22 protein-coding genes and 1 riboswitch are annotated in these 21468 nt (G+C 48.8%); all 22 genes read left to right on the top strand.

The window, feature by feature from the left end; translation table 11 throughout:
- The first annotated feature begins 28 nt into the window (after nt 1–28).
- A complete protein-coding gene (gene spoIIR, locus MHB82_RS27385) occupies nt 29–691 on the top strand; it encodes a stage II sporulation protein R (RefSeq protein ID WP_341176302.1) in 663 nt (220 codons plus the stop codon).
- A gap of 327 nt (nt 692–1018) precedes the next feature.
- Nucleotides 1019–2152 (top strand): L-threonylcarbamoyladenylate synthase, encoded by a 1134-nt coding sequence (locus MHB82_RS27380; protein WP_445671276.1) that lies wholly within the window; start codon nt 1019–1021, stop codon nt 2150–2152.
- Nucleotides 2153–2367: 215 nt separating this feature from the next.
- Entirely contained in the window at nt 2368–2928 is a 561-nt protein-coding gene (locus MHB82_RS27375) for a manganese efflux pump MntP (RefSeq protein WP_095291207.1), read from the top strand.
- A 125-nt stretch (nt 2929–3053) separates the two neighbouring features.
- The gene (locus MHB82_RS27370; protein WP_110758615.1) at nt 3054–3626 is read left to right on the top strand and encodes a low molecular weight protein arginine phosphatase; all 573 of its coding nucleotides are present in this window, start codon (nt 3054–3056) and stop codon (nt 3624–3626) included.
- Nucleotides 3627–3763: 137 nt separating this feature from the next.
- A riboswitch (ZMP/ZTP riboswitch) is annotated at nt 3764–3845 on the top strand.
- A 142-nt stretch (nt 3846–3987) separates the two neighbouring features.
- A complete protein-coding gene (locus MHB82_RS27365; protein WP_095359966.1) occupies nt 3988–4581 on the top strand; it encodes a TIGR01440 family protein in 594 nt (197 codons plus the stop codon).
- Between the two features lie 230 nt (nt 4582–4811).
- A complete protein-coding gene (glyA, locus tag MHB82_RS27360) occupies nt 4812–6059 on the top strand; it encodes a serine hydroxymethyltransferase (protein WP_095359965.1) in 1248 nt (415 codons plus the stop codon).
- A gap of 230 nt (nt 6060–6289) precedes the next feature.
- Nucleotides 6290–6919 (top strand): uracil phosphoribosyltransferase, encoded by a 630-nt coding sequence (gene upp / locus MHB82_RS27355; RefSeq protein ID WP_053782842.1) that lies wholly within the window; start codon nt 6290–6292, stop codon nt 6917–6919.
- A gap of 38 nt (nt 6920–6957) precedes the next feature.
- The gene (gene wecB / locus MHB82_RS27350; RefSeq protein WP_095359964.1) at nt 6958–8115 is read left to right on the top strand and encodes a non-hydrolyzing UDP-N-acetylglucosamine 2-epimerase; all 1158 of its coding nucleotides are present in this window, start codon (nt 6958–6960) and stop codon (nt 8113–8115) included.
- Between the two features lie 187 nt (nt 8116–8302).
- Nucleotides 8303–8557, top strand: coding sequence for an AtpZ/AtpI family protein (locus MHB82_RS27345; RefSeq protein ID WP_079350324.1), 255 nt, complete (start codon nt 8303–8305; stop codon nt 8555–8557).
- Nucleotides 8550–8927, top strand: a complete 378-nt coding sequence (locus tag MHB82_RS27340) for an ATP synthase subunit I (RefSeq protein WP_095291219.1) — start codon at nt 8550–8552, stop codon at nt 8925–8927. Before MHB82_RS27345 ends, MHB82_RS27340 begins: the two co-directional genes overlap by 8 nt.
- 45 nt (nt 8928–8972) lie before the next feature.
- Nucleotides 8973–9791 (top strand): F0F1 ATP synthase subunit A, encoded by an 819-nt coding sequence (gene atpB / locus MHB82_RS27335; protein WP_095291222.1) that lies wholly within the window; start codon nt 8973–8975, stop codon nt 9789–9791.
- 79 nt (nt 9792–9870) lie between these two features.
- On the top strand, nt 9871–10095 hold the full coding sequence (atpE, locus tag MHB82_RS27330) for a F0F1 ATP synthase subunit C (protein ID WP_017691934.1): 225 nt from the start codon (nt 9871–9873) through the stop codon (nt 10093–10095).
- A gap of 114 nt (nt 10096–10209) precedes the next feature.
- A complete protein-coding gene (gene atpF, locus MHB82_RS27325; RefSeq protein ID WP_095291225.1) occupies nt 10210–10698 on the top strand; it encodes a F0F1 ATP synthase subunit B in 489 nt (162 codons plus the stop codon).
- A complete protein-coding gene (locus MHB82_RS27320) occupies nt 10695–11243 on the top strand; it encodes a F0F1 ATP synthase subunit delta (RefSeq protein WP_183523643.1) in 549 nt (182 codons plus the stop codon). Before atpF ends, MHB82_RS27320 begins: the two co-directional genes overlap by 4 nt.
- A 16-nt stretch (nt 11244–11259) precedes the next feature.
- On the top strand, nt 11260–12774 hold the full coding sequence (gene atpA / locus MHB82_RS27315; RefSeq protein ID WP_095291229.1) for a F0F1 ATP synthase subunit alpha: 1515 nt from the start codon (nt 11260–11262) through the stop codon (nt 12772–12774).
- Nucleotides 12775–12943: 169 nt separating this feature from the next.
- Nucleotides 12944–13816: an ATP synthase F1 subunit gamma gene (atpG, locus tag MHB82_RS27310; protein WP_095359963.1), complete on the top strand. Its 873-nt coding sequence runs from the start codon at nt 12944–12946 to the stop codon at nt 13814–13816.
- Nucleotides 13817–13911: 95 nt separating this feature from the next.
- Complete coding sequence (gene atpD / locus MHB82_RS27305) at nt 13912–15315, top strand: F0F1 ATP synthase subunit beta (protein ID WP_095359962.1); 1404 nt, start codon at nt 13912–13914, stop codon at nt 15313–15315.
- A gap of 63 nt (nt 15316–15378) precedes the next feature.
- Nucleotides 15379–15783, top strand: coding sequence for a F0F1 ATP synthase subunit epsilon (locus tag MHB82_RS27300; RefSeq protein WP_341176301.1), 405 nt, complete (start codon nt 15379–15381; stop codon nt 15781–15783).
- Between the two features lie 601 nt (nt 15784–16384).
- A complete protein-coding gene (locus tag MHB82_RS27295; protein ID WP_095359960.1) occupies nt 16385–16642 on the top strand; it encodes a DUF1146 family protein in 258 nt (85 codons plus the stop codon).
- 516 nt (nt 16643–17158) lie between these two features.
- Nucleotides 17159–18505 carry a UDP-N-acetylglucosamine 1-carboxyvinyltransferase gene (gene murA, locus MHB82_RS27290; RefSeq protein WP_095359959.1) on the top strand — a complete coding sequence of 449 codons (1347 nt, stop codon included), beginning with the start codon at nt 17159–17161 and terminating at the stop codon, nt 18503–18505.
- A 654-nt stretch (nt 18506–19159) separates the two neighbouring features.
- Complete coding sequence (spoIID, locus tag MHB82_RS27285) at nt 19160–20251, top strand: stage II sporulation protein D (RefSeq protein WP_441339398.1); 1092 nt, start codon at nt 19160–19162, stop codon at nt 20249–20251.
- 375 nt (nt 20252–20626) lie between these two features.
- The gene (locus tag MHB82_RS27280) at nt 20627–21361 is read left to right on the top strand and encodes a M23 family metallopeptidase (RefSeq protein WP_341176299.1); all 735 of its coding nucleotides are present in this window, start codon (nt 20627–20629) and stop codon (nt 21359–21361) included.
- The last annotated feature ends 107 nt before the right edge of the window (nt 21362–21468 follow it).

Here is a 21468-nt window from a genome sequence, read left to right as displayed (position 1 = left end):
GATCACGGGAGCCGAGGGGGAGAACGGGATGAGCAGAAGAACAGTGAAGCAAATTGGACTTATTATCGTTTGTCTTATGATGATTATTATGATGTGGGAAGGTCAGAAGACGGATGCAGCTGTAGCCGCTACAGCGATTCCGGAGCAATCCATCCGTTTGCGGATTCTTGCGAATTCGGATGCGCCAGGGGATCAACTGGTGAAACGCGAGATTCGGGATGCAGTGGTTGCCCAGATGAGTGAGTGGGTTACAGAGCTGGATAATCCGCAAAGTCTGGATGAAGCACGCCATGTCATTCGTGAGCATTTGTCTGAAGTTGAAGATCGGGTGGGAGAAGAGCTGGCCAGCCGTGGACTGGACTATCCATTTCAAGTAGAGCTTGGTGTCGTTCCGTTCCCTACCAAACTATATGGAGGTACGGTATATCCCGCAGGTGATTATGAAGCAGTGCGTATAACACTGGGAGAAGGAAAGGGTCAGAACTGGTGGTGTGTGCTGTTTCCGCCATTATGCTTCATTGATGCAAGCACAGGGGATGCGCTGGCAAATCCGTCTACGGTATCTGCGGCGGCGGCTGCTGAGCCTGGAGATGCTGAAGCATCTGTCCAGGGAGCAACACCGGAAGCGCGTTTTTTCCTGGTGGATCTGGCGGTTAAACTATGGGATTGGGCAGCCGGGTTGTTTGCATAATATCGTGAGAATGATAGGGAAGGGCGACTTCGATACAGGAAGCTGCCCTTTTGCCCGATTTTTCAAATGAAAAGCTGTCATGCTTAACGGATGGGAGTTATAAGAGAGATAGCGAGCCCGTTCTTAGGTTGAACAGATATGCTATAATTATAGGTATTCGAAATGAAAGCAAGACAGCTACCGTCAAGGTCGAGGCCCCGCGGTACTAACCTATTGAAGTTTAGGGATGATGGATATATGAGTAGAGAACAAGACCAATACACAGGAAACAAAGATTCGGGAAACCCAGAAGGATTGCTTACCTCGGTGTGGGATGTCAGAGCATTGATGAGTGAGAAACAGCCGCATGTTGTGGGTAATTTGGTTATGGGTGAACCTGAGGGACAGGGATCTGATGAGAAAAAAAAGAGCGCCTATGAGCAGGCACTCGCTGACTTGCAGGCTGCCGCTGCCTGCATTCGTGAAGGCCAGACCATTGCGTTTCCGACAGAGACGGTATACGGTTTGGGCGCGGATGCGCGCAGTACAGCTGCGGTAGAGGCTATATTTGAAGCCAAAGGCCGTCCGTCAGACAATCCGCTCATTGTGCATATTGCACATCGCGATCAGCTGGATTCACTGGTTACGGAAGTGAATGAGGCAGCAGAAGCGCTGATCAAAGCCTTTTGGCCAGGTCCGCTCACGATTGTGCTGCCCGTTAAGCCAGGTGCCGTATCCCCGCGGGTTACGGCTGGCTTGGACACGGTGGGTGTTCGCATGCCGGATCACCCGGTTGCTCTGCAGCTGCTCGCAGCGGCCGCGTGTCCGGTGGCTGCGCCAAGCGCTAACCGCTCCGGGCGGCCGAGCCCAACGCGCGCTTCACATGTAAGCGAGGATCTGGCTGGCCGCATCGGCGGCATTGTGGACGGCGGCCCCACGGGTGTGGGCGTCGAGTCCACGGTAGTGCAGGTCGGTGACGACGGTACCGTCACCATCCTGCGCCCTGGCGGCATTACGGCGGAACAGTTGTCCGCCGTTGCCGCCCGTGTCGCCACGGACCCGGCGATTCTCGCTGAGGGGTCCGAAGGCGAAGGCAGCCCGGCGCCGCGCTCGCCGGGCATGAAGTACACGCACTATGCGCCCACAGGGGCGCTGTGCGTGGTAGAGGGGCCGCCCCCAGCTGTGGCGGCCTGGATCAGCGCCGCCCTCGCGGAGGCGGCGCAGCGCGGAGAGCGCACTGCGGTGCTGGCGTTTGCCGAGCACGCGGAGCAGTACCGCGCCGATGCCGTATTCTCGCTGGGCGATGCCAGCGAGCTTGAAGAAGCAGCGCGCCGGCTGTACGCCGCGCTGCGCAGCTGCGATGAGCAGGGCGCCACATACATTGTGGCTGAAGCCTGCTCACGCGAAGGGCTGGGAGCAGCCGTCATGAATCGGCTGCTCAAAGCTGCTGGTCACCAACTTATACAGGTTGGGGACCAGTAACACCATGACCGGAGCTGACGATGTCTCTCCGGTCCACCTAATCGGCAGGCCGTGGCAGCAAGCACAACCACCTCGCGGCCTGGCGATTAGACCAATCCTCTTTTGACACGCCTGCCAGCGTCTCTGCCGACTATTCATTCTCGTTCTCCCGTCATGTTTGTGTCCTTGTCCGCATATCGTGTACAAGAACCTTTACGTGACTTGGGGGTATGGGAATGTGGGATGTGTCTGCCCATCTGGGGCAGTTGGTAACCATTTTGATTATGGCCGTCGCCCTTGGGCTAGATGCCTTCTCGCTGGGTATTGGGATCGGCATGAAAGGCATTCGTTTGCGTGATGTGCTGCGAATCAGTTTGGTTACGGCCTTGTTTCATGTCATCATGCCGCTGATCGGCATGTACACGGGAAAATACGTCAGCTCTCTCTTAGGAGATATTACGACGTATGCCGCAGGTGGATTGCTCGTTCTGCTCGGGGGTCACATGATTCTGAATGCATTTCGTGAAGGAGACACCAAGCTGGTGGACCATCGCTCTATGCTCGGTGTGATTTTATTTTCACTTAGTGTGAGTGTGGATTCGTTTTCCGTTGGTGTGTCCCTCGGCATGTTTAGCAGTGATCTGGTACTGACAGTACTTGCCTTTGGTGCATGTGGTGGAATCATGTCCGTCATGGGTCTGCTGCTGGGACGACGAGTGAGCCAAAACCTTGGCGATTATGGTGAAGCGATTGGCGGAGCCATTCTGCTTGCGTTTGGACTGTTGTTTATTTTTTAATAGTCATAGAGCGGAGCAGATGCAGCTATTGCGCAGTCATAACGATACTCTTTAAATTTTCATCATTTAAAATTAAAATATTGCATCATTCGACAACATTTGCGAAATGGGGAGGCTATCTCACAATGAAACATATTTTGTTTGTATGTACAGGGAATACGTGCCGCAGCCCCATGGCGGAGGGGCTTTTGCGCAAGCTGGCAGCGGAACGGGGCATTCAGGTAGAGGTTCGTTCTGCAGGTGTGGCGGCAGCATCGGGAATGCCGATTTCCCGTCATGCCGAAGCTGTATTAAGAGATCATCAGGCGGAAGGGCCTGGTCATTCCACACAGCTTAACGCGAGCCTGATTGGCTGGGCAGATTTGGTCCTTACGTTAACGCGAAGCCATAAACAGCATGTCCTGCAGGTTTTTCCGGATTCGGTACACAAGACGTACACGCTGAAAGAGTATGTAGAGAATGATAATCAGGTCCTGAATGATCTTCAGGAACTGGACAGCCTGTTCGCCACACTGGAGTTGAAGCGTGCACTCGGTCAGGAGATTCTGGCATCAGAGCGTGAGCGCGTGATCGAGATCCGGCAGCGTATTCCAAGCTTTGATATATCTGACCCGTTTGGCGGCAGTCGTGATGATTATAATATCGCCGCTGCGGAGATCAGAACTGCGCTGGATCGTCTCCTGGACAAGTTGGGATAAACCGGGATTGTGCAGGTCATAGTAATTAGGCAGTGAAGATTGAATTTTTAAATTAATTTGTTATGCAAAAACGGACATGTAATGTAAATTACCCGTTGATTTTAAGCGTGGGTTGTTTTATGATGAAGGGGAAAACAGGGATCCGGTGTAACTGGCGACGAAGTGGGCACAACCACAATGGAGCACCGGAACAAACGGCCGGTCGCCTGGGCAAAAGAGCAATTCTGCGATACCCGCAGACTGCTCTTTTTTTCGTCTTTCATCTGATTATTCGCTATAATAGTACCTGAAATGCCGTGCATGCATACAAGAGCGGGCAGCCGTGTGGGAGTCAGGCATGATTTTATCGGGAGGCGATAGGATGACTATTGAGTTAGATTCGGATCAACCCGGATTGCAGGAACAGACCGTAACCATTCTGCGTGAACTGGCACTTGCCGGAAAGCTTGGACCTGGACAGATCGTTGTGATCGGTACAAGCACAAGCGAGGTTGCAGGCCAAAAGATTGGTACGAGTGGTGCCGTTGATGTAGCACAGCAGCTTCTTGCAGGGATTCGCGAGGTGCAGCAGGAATTCGGCTTCGATCCTGTGTTTCAGTGCTGTGAACACTTGAATCGCGCATTGGTGATGGAACGTTCACTGCTCACACGTCTTGGTTTGACTGAAGTGGGCGCCGTACCGGTTCCCAAGGCAGGCGGTTCCATGGCATCCGCAGCATATCGTTCGCTGAGTGATCCTTGTCTGGCTGAACATGTGCAGGCTCATGCAGGAGTGGATATCGGGGAAACGATGATTGGCATGCACTTGCGGCATGTGGCGGTCCCCTTCCGTACAACGCTTCGCTACATCGGGGAAGCCCGTGTGACGACAGCCTTGACCCGTCCGAAGCTGATTGGCGGCGAACGTGCGGTGTATCAGATGGAAGAGCAACCAGATTCGACATTTTGCGACTAAATCTTCAACCTACTATAAAGCGAAACTGAAAGGTTACACTCCTAACTACGATTGCAGTACCATCTTCCGATCGCTGTTATCCCCAGATTTTTTGAATCCCCTTTTAAAGGGGAAATCCGGTGATAAAGGCGAACACTTCGTTTCTTTAGATTGGTCCTGCACTCTCCGTTTTCGTGTAAACATCAATTTTGCTTTATAACTTCACTAAATATACTGGGAGGAATTTAAACATGGAACAATTGCGTAAGAATGACCCTGCAGTACTTGAAGCGATGAATTTGGAACTGAAACGCCAACAGAACAACATTGAGCTGATTGCATCCGAGAACATCGTAAGTGAAGCGGTAATTGAGGCACTTGGATCTGTACTGACAAACAAGTACGCTGAAGGATACCCAGGCAAACGTTATTATGGTGGCTGCGAGCACGTGGATGTCGTGGAAGATATCGCACGTGACCGTGCGAAGGAACTGTTTGGAGCTGAGCACGTAAACGTACAGCCTCACTCCGGTGCACAAGCAAATATGGCAGTTTACCTTGCAGCATTGAAACCTGGTGACACGGTACTGGGTATGAATCTTGCCCATGGTGGACACCTGACTCACGGCAGCCCGGTGAATGCATCTGGTTTGCTCTACAACTTCGTGGCCTATGGCGTACAGGAAGATACATTCTTGATCGATTATGATGAAGTGCGTAAAGCAGCGTTCAAGCACCGTCCTCGTCTGATTGTAGCAGGCGCAAGTGCATACCCGCGTACCATTGATTTCGAAAAAATGGCTTCTATCGCCAATGATGTAGGCGCATTGTTCATGGTGGACATGGCCCACATTGCAGGACTGGTTGCTGCTGGATTGCATCCGAGCCCGGTTCCACATGCCCATTTCGTAACAACGACAACACACAAAACGCTGCGCGGACCTCGTGGCGGTATGATCCTGTGCCGCAAATCCTGGGCAGCTGCAATTGATAAAGCGGTATTCCCAGGTTCCCAAGGTGGACCTTTGATGCACGTTATTGCTTCCAAAGCGGTAGCACTGGGTGAGGCTCTGCAGCCTTCGTTCAAAACTTATGCACAAAACGTAGTGAAGAACGCTCAGGTTTTGGCTGAAACACTGATTGCCGAAGGATTGAACATCGTGTCCGGCGGTACAGACAACCACTTGATGCTGATCGACACGCGCAGCGTGAACATCACTGGTAAGGAAGCTGAGCATGTCCTCGATTCCATCGGTATTACCGTGAACAAAAATGCAATTCCATTTGATCCGACAAGCCCGTTTGTAACGAGCGGCATTCGTATTGGTACTCCGGCAGCTACTTCCCGCGGCATGAACGAAGAAGCCATGGTAGCTATCGGTAAAATCATTGCCAAAACATTGAAAAATCCTAAAGATACAGCGAAACTGGATGAAGCCCGCGCGGAAGTGACGGCATTGACAGACCAATTCCCGCTGTACACAGATCTGAAATACTAGTCCATCTACACATGGAATTATTGTACAACTAGAGCAAAAAGGACCGGAACATGCCAAGTTTCCGGTCCTATTTTTATAGTATTCGGTTTTCTGTAATGATTACATGTCCTTTGATGGTGTAATTCGGTGTAGGTGATGATATAATATACAGGATTTATCGGGCCTATGAATGATGATTAGGCATTATTGGAAATGCTGAACATGAAGAACTTACCGGAGGGACAAATTAGATGGGAAAATTAGTAATATGTGATCACCCTTTGATTCAACACAAACTGACGTTTATACGCGACATGCGTACGAATACGAAAGATTTCCGTGAATTGGTGGATGAAGTGGCTACACTGATGGCTTACGAGATTACAAGAGATGTTGAACTGGAGACTATTGATGTACAAACTCCTGTAGCTGAAACACAAGGCAAAGTTATTTCCGGACGTATGCTCGGACTGGTGCCGATTCTGCGTGCAGGACTCGGAATGCTCGATGGCGTTGTGAAATTGTTGCCAGCTGCAAAAGTTGGACATGTTGGTCTGTTCCGTGATCCGGAAACATTGCAACCGGTAGAATACTACACCAAACTGCCTACCGACGTTACAGAGCGTCAATTGATTGTCATCGACCCGATGCTGGCGACTGGCGGTTCTGCCATTGCTGCTATTGACGTGCTCAAAAAACGAGGCTGTACGCAAATTAAAATGATGAACCTTGTGGCAGCACCTGAAGGTGTAAAAGCAGTTCAGGACGCGCATCCGGATGTGGACATCTATGTGGCTGCTCTGGACGATCGTCTGGACGATCACGGTTATATCGTTCCCGGATTGGGAGATGCAGGAGACCGTCTGTACGGCACTAAATAAGCATGCTGCATGCTGAATAGAAAAGGGGCTTTGTTTGAATGTCCAAGAAAATTAAAGTCATGACGATATTCGGAGTTCGTCCGGAAGCCATCAAGATGGCTCCGCTTATTTTGGAACTTCAGAAACATCCCGAATCTATCGAATCCATCGTCTGTGTGACCGCACAACATCGTCAAATGCTGGATCAGGTTCTTGAAGTGTTTAACATTCAACCGGACTATGATCTGGACGTGATGAAAGATCGCCAAACGCTGAATGAAATCACGATTCGTGTGCTTGGTGGCCTGGAGCCTGTACTGCGCGAAGCAAAACCCGACATCGTGCTTGTTCACGGGGATACGCTGACTACGTTTGTAGCCAGCTACGCAGCGTTCCTGCAGCAGATTCAGGTGGGCCATGTGGAAGCAGGTCTTCGTACATGGAATAAGCTGTCTCCGTATCCGGAGGAAATGAACCGCCAGTTGACCGGTGTACTTGCAGACTTGCATTTTGCACCGACAGATTGGTCGTTCTCCAACCTTGCCAAAGAAAATAAACCGGAGTCTAGTACCTATGTCACAGGCAACACGGTAACAGATGTGTTTCAATATACAGTAAGGCAGGATTACACACATCCGGTACTTGAATGGGCACAGGGCAAACGTCTTGTGCTGATGACAGCTCACCGCCGTGAATCCCAAGGCGAGCCTCACCGCAACATTTTCCAGGCCGTCAAACGGATTGCCGACGAGTTCGAAGATATTGCCATCGTGTACCCGGTGCATCCAAGTCCTGCTGTGAAGGAGCCGGCTCACGCGATTTTGGGGAATCACCCCCGTATTCAATTAATTGATCCACTAGACGTGGTGGATTTGCATAACTTTTATCCGCATACTCACTTGATTTTGACCGATTCAGGCGGTTTGCAGGAAGAAGCGCCTTCGTTTGGTGTGCCCGTGCTGGTTCTGCGGGATACTACGGAGCGCCCGGAAGGCATCGAGGCCGGAACGTTGGAACTGGTGGGTACGGATGAGGAACGTGTTTATGAACGGACCAAAGCTCTGCTTACAGATGAAACGCTGTATGCAAGCATGAGTCAAGCTGCCAATCCATACGGTGATGGACATGCATCGGAAAGAATTGTCAATGCGATTTTGCACCATTTTGGCGTAAATAGTGAGCGTCCGGAATCATTTCACAGAAAATTCAAAAAATAATTCGTTTTTTCTGACTGAATCATAAAGGGTACAGCATACAGTTAAACTGTACGGTTTACGCGGGTTTATGGGCTCCCGGGGGCCTGTAAACCCGTCGTTTTACCCTTTAAAACGCTAAAATCAATCAATTGACAAAGGCTCTCATCATTCAGTAAAATTAACTGGGATTGCAAGGGTGGCGTGGAAAATGGCCGATTCGAACAAACCAAATTCATCCCGTAACCATGACGATAACGTATGGAAAGCGATGGGACTCGTGACAGCTTTTGGGATCGAGATTGCCATTCTCGCTGTTGCCGGATATTACGTTGGCTCCTGGTTGGACAAGACCATTGGAGGTAACGGAATATGGATCGCCGTAAGCGTTCTCTTTTTTCTGGCCGCCGGCGGCGTGAGCATCTACTTTATCGCGAAAAAATTCATGGGGGAAAGTGATGAGTGAACTAACCAGATACCGCAGATGGATGACTGTTTTCATCATGTACTTTCTTATGATTTGTTTTCTCGCAGCGGCCTTTATGCCACGTGTGGAGACAATTGCTTTGGGACTGGCCCTGGGTACAGGAATTAGCTGGATCAATGCATTTTACCTGGGCTACAAAGTAAGGAAAATGTCTGATGATGCGGCAGAAGGTAACTTGAAGCGTGTGAACCTGGGATTTTTGACAAGAGCGGCACTCGCTGTGCTCGGTATATTCATATCGATGCGCTTTCCGCAGTACTTCAATACATACGCGGTTGCAGGCGGTCTGGTCATTGCGCAATTTTCCTTACTGATTATAGGGATCGTCTATTCCCGCAGAGCAGAATGATGTTAGGTGCTGCAGCTTTCAAGTCGAGAAAGGGGTGAGAAAAATATGCATGAAGCTCCAATTATTATGCTTGGCGGATTTCGATTGGATCTATCGGTTGTGTTGATGCTGGTTGTTACAGGTGCCCTCGTTTTTATCTTTGCTGTACTGGCTACACGGAGGTTGTCCGTTGAAAACCCCGGCAAGCTGCAAAATTTTATGGAGTGGGCAGTCGAATTCGTCCGCAATCTGATTTCCAGTACGATGGATATGAAGAAAGGGAAGCACTTTATCTCTCTCGCTCTTTCCATGATCATGTTCATCTTTGTCGGTAACATGCTGGGTCTTCCGTTCCAGGCAGTAACCGCAGTGGACAGCGCAGAGCATGCGCAGGTGTTTGGTCAGCCGATCGTTACAGCGGTCGATGCGTTTGAAGAAGCGCATGCCAAAGACCCTGAAGCACACCCACACGTTGAATTGGCATGGTGGAAATCACCTACAGCTGATTTATCGGTAACCATGGGACTGGCGCTTGTTGCGTTCATGGTATCTCATGGACTCGGATTGTTCCGCAACACGAGAGGTTATCTCAAGCACTACCTTCAGCCATTCGCCTTGTTCTTGCCCATCAACTTGATTGAGACGGCATCCAAGCTGTTGACACACGGTATGCGTCTATTCGCGAATATCTTCGCGGGTGAGGTACTGATCACAACGATCCTGAAACTGACGACATTCAAAGTGTTTGGCGCAATTGCTGCCATTCCGTTGCTGATGGTGTGGCAAGGCTTTAGTATCTTTATCGGCGCGATCCAGGCATTTGTTTTTGTAATCTTGATGATGGTGTACATTTCACAGAGCATCGAGACGCACGACGAACATTAAGTTCCAAGCCCGACGAAGATTTCTTCACCAGGCTGAACAATAAAAAAATTCGATTTATAATTTTAAGGAGGATATACAAATGGGAGCAATGGCATTAATCGCAGCAGCAATTGTTGCAGGACTGGGCGCGTTTGGCGCAGGTATCGGTAACGGTATGGTAATCAGCAAGACAGTAGAAGGAATCGCGCGTCAACCAGAAGCAAAATCCACTCTTCAAACAACAATGTTTATCGGGGTAGGTCTGATCGAGGTATTGCCGATCATCGGTGTGGTACTCGCGTTCATGTTCTACGGTATGGCTTAATTAAATTGATAAGGTTTGGCGGGGAAGGCCATAGCCATCCGCGCCTTCTTTTTAGGTAATGTCCGTTCATGCGGATGAACGTTTCAAGGATACCTCCAGGAAGGAGTGAACAGATTGAGTTTCGTATGGGAAAATACGCTTCTTGCGATTATCGCATTTGCAATTTTATATTGGCTGCTTAGCCGTTATGCTTTCGGTCCTTTGTTCTCCATCATGGAAAAACGTCGCGAACTCGTGCTGACGCAGATGAATGAGGCTGCTCAGACTCGGGAACAGGCCATTGCCTATGTGGAGGAACAAAAACAAGCTCTGGAGCAAGCGCGCAAGGAAGCTCACGACATCATTGAACAGTCCAAACAAACGGGCGGCAAACAGGCTGAGTCAATTCTGGCTGACGCAAAAGCTGAGGCTAATCGTCTGAAAGACGATGCGGTACGTGAAATTGAAAGCGAGAAGAACAAAGCGGTTGCAGCGCTTCGCAGCGAACTGGGTACAGCTTCCGTTCAGATTGCTTCCAAATTGATCAAAAAAGAAGTTGAGAACGGTCCAGCACAAGAAGAGCTTGTGAACCAATACCTCAATGAGGTAGGGGGCCGACAATGAGCCGTGATACGATTGTTGCCAAGCGTTATGCGAAAGCATTGTTCGAAGTCGCTCTCCAGCAGCAGCAGGTGCTTGAAGTTGAACAGGAACTGCGTGCGGTTGTCAGCGGATTGACTGGGGATGCTGAGATCATCAAGTTCATCGTATCTCCGAACATCTCTGATGAAGCCAAGCGGAACGTGCTTCATGCGAGCCTTGATGGCAAAGTGTCCGAACCTGTCCTGCGCACGGTTCTGCTCTTGATTGAGCGTGGTCGCGTTGAACTGCTGGAAGCTCTTTTGAGTGATTATCTGAAGATCGAGGGCGACTCGCTCGGCATTGCCGATGCTCGCGTTTACTCGACTTATGCATTGAATGATGAAGAAAAAGAAGCGGTAGCCCGTGAATTCGGAGGCCGTGTGAATAAAAAGATCCGTATCGAGAACATTGTCGATTCGACTCTGCTGGGCGGATTGAAAGTCGCCATTGGCGATACGATCTATGACGGCAGCTTGGCTGGCAAGCTCGAACGTCTTGAGCAGTCTTTTAACAGACGAGTACAGTAGATTGGGGTGAGGACACTTGAGTATCAAACCAGAAGAAATCAGTACATTAATTAAGAGCCAAATCGAACAATACAAGACCGATATCGATGTAGTCGAAGTCGGGACGGTTATCGAGGTTGGTGATGGTATTGCTCGTGTATACGGACTTGAGAACGTCATGTCCAACGAGTTGGTTGAATTCCCAAGCGGTGTAATGGGACTCGCCATGAACGTGGAAGAAAGCAATGTCGGTGTCGTTATCCTGGGACCTTACTATGATATTCGTGAAGGCGACCAAGTGAAGCGTACTGGCCAAATCATGCAAGTGCCTGTAGGCGAAGCATTGATTGGACGTGTTGTGAACCCGCTCGGTATTCCAGTCGATGGCAAAGGGCCAATCGCGACAACGGAATTCCGTCCGGTTGAAGGTAAAGCACCAGGCGTAATGGATCGTAAATCCGTTCATGAGCCGATGCAAACAGGTATCAAAGCGATTGATGCCATGGTACCAATCGGTCGCGGACAACGTGAGTTGATCATCGGTGACCGTCAAACAGGTAAAACTTCGATCGCAATTGATGCGATCCTGAACCAAAAAGGCAGCGGCATGAAGTGTATCTATGTGGCTATTGGTCAGAAACAATCTACAGTTGCACAAGTTGTGGAAACTCTTCGTCGTAAAGGCGCAATGGAGTACACAATCGTTGTAACTGCAGCTGCTTCCGATCCATCACCACTCTTGTACATCGCACCGTATTCCGGTTGTTCGATGGGCGAGTACTTCATGTACAAAGGCGAGCATGTTCTGGTTATCTATGATGACTTGACTAAACAAGCTTCTGCTTACCGTGAGCTTTCCTTGCTGCTTCGTCGTCCTCCAGGCCGTGAGGCTTATCCGGGTGACGTCTTCTACTTGCACTCCCGTTTGCTGGAGCGTGCTGCGAAGCTGAATGATGAACTTGGTGGTGGTTCTTTAACCGCACTTCCGTTTATTGAAACACAAGCTTCCGACGTATCTGCTTACATCCCGACGAACGTAATCTCCATTACGGACGGACAAATCTTCCTGGAAGCCGACTTGTTCAATGCTGGACAACGCCCGGCGATCAACGTAGGTATCTCCGTATCTCGTGTCGGTGGTTCTGCTCAGATCAAAGCGATGAAAAAGGTTGCAGGTTCCCTGCGTCTCGACCTCGCTCAATATCGTGAGCTTCAAGCGTTCTCCCAGTTCGGTTCCGATCTGGATAAAGCCACTCAGGCCCGCCTGAATCGTGGTGCTCGTATGATGGAAATCCTGAAGCAGGGTGTAAACCAGCCTCTGCCTGTTGAACAACAGGTTGTAAGCTTGTACACAGCAGTTAAAGGATTCCTGGATGAAATCCCTACAGGTGATGTGACTCGTTTTGAACACGAATTCCTCGCGTTCATGGAGAGCAACCATCCGGAAATTCTCGGATCCATCCGTGATACAAAAGAATTGACTGCAGACAATGAAAATGCACTGAAAGGTGCAATCGAGAAGTTCAGAAAGAGCTTCGCTGTCTCTGTCTAAATAGATGATTGCAGCTGCGGAGTTGTTTAACCGATTCCGCATGTCTGCGTGTAAAACTTTGATGCTTTCAAAGTAAGATTATGCTTACGAAGTAGTTTTGACTACGTCAAAACTGGTTTGGGCTTACGAAGTAACTTTGACTTTGTCAAAGTTTTGAGGTGGTGAAATCATGGCAAAAGGCATGCGCGAAATTAAGCGGCAAATTAAAAGCGTACAAAGCACCAAGCAAATCACCAAAGCAATGGAGATGGTTGCAGCTGCAAAACTGCGTAAAGCGCAGGAAAAAGCTGAGGCAGCCCGTCCGTATTCGGAGAAACTGAAAGAAGTTGTGGCTAGTATTGCATCAAGCACGCAAGGGATCCAGCATCCGATGCTCGAGAGCCGTCCGGTCAAAAAGACAGCTTACCTGATCATTACATCGGACCGCGGTCTTGCGGGTGGATACAATGCGAACGTTTTGCGTCAGGTCAATCTGACGCTCAAAGAGCGCCATAACTCCCAAGATGACTACGAGTTGTTCGTTATTGGGCGTAAAGGACGCGATTACTTCAGACGGCGCGAAATTGCGATGGCATCCGTTACAACGGATCTATCCGATTCACCAGCATTTGCAGACATCAAATCTATTGCACACGAGGCTGTTCAAGGATTTGAGTTGGCTAAATTTGATGAATTGTACATTTGTTATAACCGCTTTGTGAATGCGTTGACCCAGATTCCTACGGTAGAAAAACTTCTTCCAATGGAAACACCTGAGGTAACTGCTGCGGAAGGACCGACGGCGAGCTACGAATACGAGCCTTCAGCTGAAGCTGTACTGGAAGTTTTGCTACCGCGTTATGCGGAAACGCTGATCTACGGTGCACTTCTGAACGGTAAGGCGAGTGAGCTGGGCGCGAAAATGACGGCAATGGGTAATGCAACCAAAAATGCATCCAAACTCATTAACGATTTGTCATTGACATACAACCGTGCCCGTCAAGCGGCGATCACGCAGGAGATTACGGAAATTGTGGCAGGTGCCAACGCAGCACAAGGCTAACCGTTTTTTATTTAATGAAGGCTTGCACTGCAAAGATAAACGAACGGAACTTTATTTTTGTCAAAGTAGCAGGCTTGTAGGAGGGGAACGTTAAGATGAACAAAGGACGCGTTGTGAGCATCATGGGTCCGGTTGTTGACGTCGAGTTTGATCGCGGCGGTCTGCCGGAAATCCTCAATGCCATTACGATCACTACAGTAAGCGAAAGCGGCGTAAGTGTAAGTCTTACACTCGAAGCTTCGAAACATCTGGGTGACAACCGGGTACGTTGTATCGCGATGTCCTCCACGGACGGTCTCGTACGTGGTATGGAAGCAGTAGATACAGGAGCTCCAATCTCTGTACCTGTTGGGGAAGCGACACTGGGTCGTGTATTTAACGTACTCGGCGAAGCAATTGATACTGGCGGTACTGTAGCTGCTGAACATAAAAACCCGATTCACCGCTCTGCTCCTGCATTCGATGAACTGACGACTCAAGCTGAAATGCTGGAGACAGGTATCAAAGTTATCGACTTGCTGGCTCCTTACGCCAAAGGTGGTAAAATCGGTTTGTTCGGTGGTGCCGGTGTAGGTAAAACCGTTACAATTCAAGAATTGATCAACAACATTGCGCAAGAGCACGGTGGTATTTCCGTATTCGCGGGTGTTGGTGAGCGTACACGTGAAGGTAACGACTTGTATCACGAGATGAGTGATTCCGGCGTTATCAACAAAACAGCAATGGTCTTCGGACAAATGAACGAGCCTCCAGGCGCACGTCTTCGTGTAGCCCTCACAGGTCTGACGATGGCGGAATATTTCCGTGATGAAGAAGGCCGTGACGTGTTGCTCTTTATCGATAACATCTTCCGTTTCACCCAAGCGGGTTCAGAAGTATCTGCCTTGCTCGGACGTATGCCTTCCGCGGTAGGTTACCAGCCTACGCTGGCAACAGAAATGGGTCAATTGCAAGAGCGTATCACTTCCACGAAAAAAGGATCGGTTACATCGATCCAGGCGATCTACGTACCTGCGGATGACTATACGGATCCAGCTCCTGCAACAACGTTTGCTCACTTGGATGCAACAACGAACCTGGAGCGTAAAATTTCCGAGATGGGTATCTACCCTGCGGTAGATCCACTTGCATCCAGCTCCCGGATCTTGGCACCAGAAGTTGTAGGTGAAGAACACTATAGCGTAGCACAAGGCGTTAAACGCATCTTGGCGCGTTATAATGAGCTGCAGGATATCATTGCGATCCTGGGTATGGACGAGCTGAGTGAAGAAGACAGAGCGCTCGTTTACCGTGCTCGTAAAATTCAACGTTTCTTGTCCCAGCCTTTCCACGTTGCTGAAGCATTTAACGGTATTCCGGGTAAATACGTTCCGGTTAAAGAAACAGTGCGCAGCTTTAAAGAGATTCTCGAAGGCAAGCATGACGATCTGCCGGAAGCAGCATTCCTCTTCGTGGGTACGATTGAAGAGGCAGTGGAGAAAGCTAAAACACTGGTATAATCTGAATCCAGGATTGTCCTTATGAAGCGAGCTATCCTTCGGATAGTTTCAGGAGGGATGGAATTGAGCACCTTTTTGTTGGAAATCGTAACGCCTGAGCGTTTGGTCTATTCGGAGCAAGCAGATAGCATCATCGCTCGTGGTATTGAAGGGGAACTGGGGATCTTGCCAGGCCATATCCCTATGGTTACACCATTGCAGATTGCACCAATTATTATCAGGAACGGAAAAGAGAACAAGCAGGTCGCTATTGGCGGCGGTTTTATCGAAGTCCGCAAAGATAAGGTTGTTGTTCTCGCAGAAAGTGCCGAATTCCCGGAAAATATCGATGTGGATCGTGCGCGTGCAGCGAAGGAACGGGCAGAACGCCGTCTCAGCAGCCAAAGCAACCAGGACCACTTTGATCACCGCCGGGCAGAGATTGCTCTGCAAAAAGCGGTTAACCGGATCAACGTATACGGCAAATAAACGATTAAAGGAAGCCCGGCGGCTTGGTCTGCCGGGCTTTTTCGCTGTGTTTCGCAGAAATGGCTTCCATATTTATTTAATGCAATCGTAATTTACTGGATGATTTTATGTAGATTCTCCGTTAATTTTTGTAAACAATGATCACCGTTCGTGTGATATTGAATATAGTATAGGACTATAGTAGTGGTGATAGTTACCACTAATAGACCCATTTTTGGCCAGTTCAAACCAAATTATTTCCGAGGAAATGACAAGATCGATATCGAAATAGCGCTCTTTTATGTCGTTTTAGTCACAAAATCCCGATGGTTTAAAATTAAAATATTCTCAAAGTGGAAATCAATGTAATTGACAATGTATGATGAAAGAGCCTATATTCCATAGAGTCAGCAGAGAATGCAGCTGCGAAGATGAATTCCATGATCATTCCAGCCCGATTGTGCTGCTCGATGAATGGGCAACACGAAGGATCTCCATATGGGGTACTTCAGCGGTGAGTCAGTTGTGTTCTGCTGGAACAAACCATTCTTATGACTTTTAAATTAAGGATGACAAGCAAAATTGCGCTGGTTGCTGCAACAAATGTGGAGGTAATGAATATATGGATATTGATCTGACGAATCAGTTGAACCAGTCATTAAGCACAAATGGGTTAGTTTCGATTGTCGTTTCGCTATTGTGTATAGCACTCGCATGGTGGGCACTGCAAAACCTGAAACTTGATCTGATTATCAGACAGCCGAAGGGTGCTCAAGGAAGATTGCTGCATTTGCTGTTTGCCATTATTCTGGGTCATGCCGTATCCGGGTTCGTTATTGATTATTTATCATGGACCCAAATGTTGCGTCATTTGTTTTAATGTTGAGATGGTTGGTTAATCATCTGTTAGGTTCTTCATGCAGCCTGATTGTCGAATAACATCGATTGTTTGTGTCAACAATTAGAGTATGACCAACCTGTTAACAATTAAGAAAAATGTGTGACGTATAATTGGTTGAACTGAGATGTTTTATGTAAAAATGCTTGTATCGTACAATTCAAAAATGTTATGATGGAAGTTAGGGAATTAACTATTGTTCACTTTAACCTTAGGTTATAAACGGGATCCCCGGTATTTGCCGGCTAATAATTATCCCAATCCGTCTGTCCTGATGTTTTGCTGACCTGTAAGCCTTAATTACAAGTTTGCAGGCAATCAGCACGGCAAGTGTTATCATCAATTTTGGATTATAAACCAATTCTTTTCTGAACAGACATCAGGCGTTTTTTGCCGGGGAATGTCGAAATTCCACACACAGCAACAGTCCTTTCTAACACAGAGGGCTTACGTATTCCGGAATGAAGAAAAGGGAATAAAAGCGCGGAGGGAACCATGATGAGCAAATTTATCGTCCGCGGTGGCAAAAGGTTGACCGGAAGTGTCAAAGTTAGCGGCGCTAAAAATTCTGTTCTTCCGATCATCGCTGCCTCTCTACTAGGGGAAGAAGGACAAAGCGTTATTATTGACGCACCTCCTCTAGACGATGTGATGACGATTAACAAAGTGTTGGAATCGCTGGGAGCGGGTGTTACATACCGGGACGAGGTGATTACCGTGAATGCGGAAAAACTTACTTCCTGCGAAGCCCCGTATGAATGGGTAAGTAAAATGCGGGCGTCTTTTCTGGTCATGGGGCCTTTATTGACGCGTATGGGTCATACAAGAATTTCGCTTCCTGGTGGATGTGCCATCGGAACACGGCCGATTGATCAGCATTTGAAAGGTTTTGAAGCCATGGGTGCCGAGATCAGCTTGGGCCAAGGCTATATCGAAGCTCGCAGCCAAGGACGGTTGCGCGGTGCAAAAATTTATCTGGATGTAGCTTCCGTCGGAGCTACTCAAAATATTATGATGGCTGCAACGCTGGCTGACGGTGTTACCGTGCTGGAGAACGCAGCGAAAGAACCTGAGATTGTGGATCTGGCCAACTTCCTTAACGGAATGGGTGCCAAAGTGCGTGGAGCGGGTACAGGAGTTATTCGCATCGAAGGTGTGGAGAAACTCACTGGAGTGAAGCACACAGTGATTCCTGACCGGGTAGAAGCGGGTACCTACATGGCTGCTGCTGCTATTTCTGGTGGCGACGTCTACATCGAAGGTGCAATCTCCGATCATTTGGGTTCGGTTATTGCCAAGATGGAAGAGATGGGAGTGACCATCCTGCCAGATGAGAATGGGGTACGTGTCATTGCGGACCGTCCACTCAAGGCAGTAGATGTGAAAACATTACCATACCCTGGATTCCCTACTGACATGCAGTCCCAGATGATGGCGCTCTTGCTGGCATCAGAAGGAACAAGTGTTGTAACAGAGACGGTATTTGAGAATCGCTTCATGCATGTGGATGAATTCCAATTGATGAATGCGGAGATCAAAGTGGAAGGCCGTTCGTCCATCATTACAGGTAATGCGAAACTGAAGGGTGCCAAAGTTACAGCTACCGATTTGCGTGCGGGTGCTGCACTCATTATTGCGGGTCTGGTTGCTGAAGGCACAACTGAAGTCGGCGGTGTTCATCACATCGACCGCGGCTACGTTCACCTGGCTGAAAAGCTAAATGGACTCGGAGCCGACATCTACCGTATTTCGGTTGAAGAACCGAAACTGGACGCAGCTAAGCCTGCAACCGAAAAAGCTGAGGAAGAAGTGCCGATGTTCAAGGTACAACCGACTTGGGCTTAAATCATGTTTTTAGTAAAAAGCTAAGCCATCTGGCTTGGCTTTTTTTATGCCTTTTTTTGACACTATGCTATTAAAGTATGGCCAACAATTCAGTACCTGATTCTATTAATAGCTGGTCCTAATGGAAGAACTGTGGGTCAAATTTTTAAATATATACAATCAAATAAACGAATTTCAATAGAGAATGCGGTGCAAGGTTATGGATGTCAAAAATGGCTGTATATCGGCGGTTTATCCACTATAACAGAGCAATGTTAATCTAACATTAAAAAGAATCAAAAGCTCTTTCTTTCTCTCAAATCAGGTTCTATCAGATCGAAACAGCTCATACCCTAAACTATGGATTTGAACAAAAGGACCGGTCTATGACGGCCTATGTACAACGGAGGGTATGTCGAAATGAAAGAAGCTCGTATACAGGTTAAGGTGCCCCTTGTCCCCCGTCCAATGATGGAGGAGTCCAAGCAGACTTCGGATGCCGGAATGGAGAAAGACAAGCTCACAGCGATGAATACCAGAAGTTCAGCTGCAGAGGCCAAAAGAATAATCAATCCAAACCCAACAGGAGCATCAGACCAGTCTGAGCGTGAGTCAAGGGGAATCCGCGGACCTGTCATAGAACTGGATCAGTTCCGCCCAGTAAAGAGACGTCGGATGAGGACATTCGGAAGAGGACGCAGGTGGTCAAGCGGATCCAGGCGCTGGCAACCAGCTGCTGCTGTATCAGGGCTCTTGGCGCTGGCACTCCTGATCCCTGCTATATTAGTGTGGCCCCGGACAAGTGATCCGGTGAAGCCGATCCCTGTTGCACCATCAACAGGCAGTGTAACGAACACCGTCCCTGCCCCAGCTGTGCCAGTGACATACCCAGAACCCCATGTAAGAGTGTATCTGTCTGCAACGGGAACAACAATGAATCTTCCGCTTGAGGAGTACGTGACGGGTGTTGTTGCTGCAGAGATGCCTGCCGAGTTCAGGCTTGAGGCATTGAAAGCCCAGGCAATTGCAGCGCGGACCTTTATCGTCAGAAGGCTGGCAGCACATGATACCAGCGGTGTACCATCGGGTGATGCGGATGTAACGGATACGGTTAGTCATCAGGTGTTTCTTCCACCGGACCAGGTAGAAAAGGAATGGACACGGTTGGGGAAAGCGGAGGAATGGGAGAAGTTACAGCAGGCCATCCGCGAAAGCCGGGACGCCGTGATGACATATCAGGGTAAGGCCATTACCGCATCCTTTTTTTCTACAAGTAACGGTTATACAGAGAACGCTGAGGATGTATGGGGAAATGTCGTACCCTATTTGAAAAGTGTAGCGAGTCCATGGGATCAGAAGTTAGCCCCGGGATTCAAGGAGACCGTCACAATGAAGCGCAGCGAAATTCTCCAGAAGTTGAATTTGAGTGCCAATGCTATCCCGGTCACTGCCCAGGAAGGTGGCTCCTGGATGGAAGTGCTGTCTACAACAGAAGGTCACCGAATTAAGGAGATGCAGATCGCAGGTTCAACGTTCAGTGGACCAGAGGTGCGTAAACTGCTTGGATTGAGATCCAGTCAATTCAGCTGGACGACAGAGGGTGACGAGGTGCAGATTACGACCTTCGGTTACGGACATGGCGTGGGAATGAGCCAGTGGGGAGCGAATGGCATGGCGCAGGAGGGACACACTGCGACACAGATTCTGAAACACTACTATACAGGCATCTCCTTTGGACAGGCATCGAAGATGCTGGCCTCGAAATAAGAGACATCAAGACAGTTGAATAAATGCGAATCAATCTGAATTAATCCGGCTTCTCTACCAACCAAATACCCATTCCGGAGCTTTCGAGATTCGGCTATTTATGCAGAAAGTGAGAGTATATGGAGAGCGCAGGGGACAGAAAAGACCTTTAGAAGCGTAGCGTCCGCCTTTATCACCGGATTTCTCCCTTGGGAGAATATAATATGGAAATACGGGGATAACAGCCGGTCGGAAGGTTTTCTGGCCCCGGAGCGGTGCACGGACATCCCCATATCAGTCATATATAGCACTCTCTGAAACCTTCGTGAAAAAAATTAGAGTCGCGCGTGTATAAAAGAGTTGCACCCGGTAACACTTGTTACTGAGGTGATCAAGATGAATGAACAAAACAAAAAAACAGTCCAAGAAGAAACTCCTAAAACAACTCAAGGAGTACCGGCCAGCCAGCCCTCTTCATGGAAAAGAGCAATGTCCAAACGTTGGGTCTTCCCGGCAGCCTACATCGCAGCAGCAGGCATTATACTAACATTAGTGTGGGTCTATCAGGGTACAGGCGAGAAAACGCTGAACTCCGATCCTGCTAGTGGAGTAGTAGAAACAGGAGCATCGGGTACAGAAGAAGCAGCAGTTGGTGGAGAAGAAAGTGTGGAAGTTGTCGCTCAGTCGGAAAGTTTTGCATGGCCAGTAGCAAGTCCGTCGGAAATCTCTGTTGTTAAACCGTTCTATGAGAACGAAGGCTCTACCGAAGAACATGAAGCCGCAATGGTGCAGTACAACGATACGTTTATTCCGAACACCGGCGTAGACCTGGCGCGTGGGGATAACAAATCATTTGAAGTAAAAGCAGCACTCGGCGGTAAAGTGACACGGGTGGAGCAAAATCCGCTGACGGGTCAAGTTGTGGAAATCACGCACAGTGATAACCTCAAAACCGTATACCAAAGCCTGTCTGACGTCAAAGTGAAACAGGATGATGAAGTGAAACAGGGAGATGCAATTGCATCCGCTGGCGTAAATGAACTGGAAAAAACGCTCGGCAACCACCTGCACTTCGAAGTATACGAAGACGGTCAACCGGTTAACCCACAAGGATATCTTCCGGAAAAATAAATGATTTTTAACGCAGAATGAAAAGGGCAGAGGGAAATCCCCTCTGCTTTTTTTGTGGTTTTCAGAAATTATTGGGACCTCCGAAGCTTGTCACACCTTTAAACCGC

This window comes from Paenibacillus sp. FSL K6-2862 (assembly GCF_038005125.1).
Taxonomy (GTDB): Bacteria; Bacillota; Bacilli; order Paenibacillales; family Paenibacillaceae; genus Paenibacillus; species Paenibacillus illinoisensis_A.
The sequence above is the reverse complement of the archived record's forward strand: the minus strand, read 5'-3'. Positions and strand labels throughout refer to the sequence as shown.

Coding starts and splice junctions, on each gene's coding strand:
- spoIIR (WP_341176302.1), top strand. CDS start 29: ATGAGCAGAAGAACAGTGAAGCAAATTGGACTTATTATCGTTTGTCTT.
- MHB82_RS27380 (WP_445671276.1), top strand. CDS start 1,019: ATGAGTGAGAAACAGCCGCATGTTGTGGGTAATTTGGTTATGGGTGAA.
- MHB82_RS27375 (WP_095291207.1), top strand. CDS start 2,368: ATGTGGGATGTGTCTGCCCATCTGGGGCAGTTGGTAACCATTTTGATT.
- MHB82_RS27370 (WP_110758615.1), top strand. CDS start 3,054: ATGAAACATATTTTGTTTGTATGTACAGGGAATACGTGCCGCAGCCCC.
- MHB82_RS27365 (WP_095359966.1), top strand. CDS start 3,988: ATGACTATTGAGTTAGATTCGGATCAACCCGGATTGCAGGAACAGACC.
- glyA (WP_095359965.1), top strand. CDS start 4,812: ATGGAACAATTGCGTAAGAATGACCCTGCAGTACTTGAAGCGATGAAT.
- upp (WP_053782842.1), top strand. CDS start 6,290: ATGGGAAAATTAGTAATATGTGATCACCCTTTGATTCAACACAAACTG.
- wecB (WP_095359964.1), top strand. CDS start 6,958: ATGTCCAAGAAAATTAAAGTCATGACGATATTCGGAGTTCGTCCGGAA.
- MHB82_RS27345 (WP_079350324.1), top strand. CDS start 8,303: ATGGCCGATTCGAACAAACCAAATTCATCCCGTAACCATGACGATAAC.
- MHB82_RS27340 (WP_095291219.1), top strand. CDS start 8,550: ATGAGTGAACTAACCAGATACCGCAGATGGATGACTGTTTTCATCATG.
- atpB (WP_095291222.1), top strand. CDS start 8,973: ATGCATGAAGCTCCAATTATTATGCTTGGCGGATTTCGATTGGATCTA.
- atpE (WP_017691934.1), top strand. CDS start 9,871: ATGGGAGCAATGGCATTAATCGCAGCAGCAATTGTTGCAGGACTGGGC.
- MHB82_RS27320 (WP_183523643.1), top strand. CDS start 10,695: ATGAGCCGTGATACGATTGTTGCCAAGCGTTATGCGAAAGCATTGTTC.
- atpG (WP_095359963.1), top strand. CDS start 12,944: ATGGCAAAAGGCATGCGCGAAATTAAGCGGCAAATTAAAAGCGTACAA.
- atpD (WP_095359962.1), top strand. CDS start 13,912: ATGAACAAAGGACGCGTTGTGAGCATCATGGGTCCGGTTGTTGACGTC.
- MHB82_RS27295 (WP_095359960.1), top strand. CDS start 16,385: ATGGATATTGATCTGACGAATCAGTTGAACCAGTCATTAAGCACAAAT.
- murA (WP_095359959.1), top strand. CDS start 17,159: ATGAGCAAATTTATCGTCCGCGGTGGCAAAAGGTTGACCGGAAGTGTC.
- spoIID (WP_441339398.1), top strand. CDS start 19,160: ATGAGGACATTCGGAAGAGGACGCAGGTGGTCAAGCGGATCCAGGCGC.
- MHB82_RS27280 (WP_341176299.1), top strand. CDS start 20,627: ATGAATGAACAAAACAAAAAAACAGTCCAAGAAGAAACTCCTAAAACA.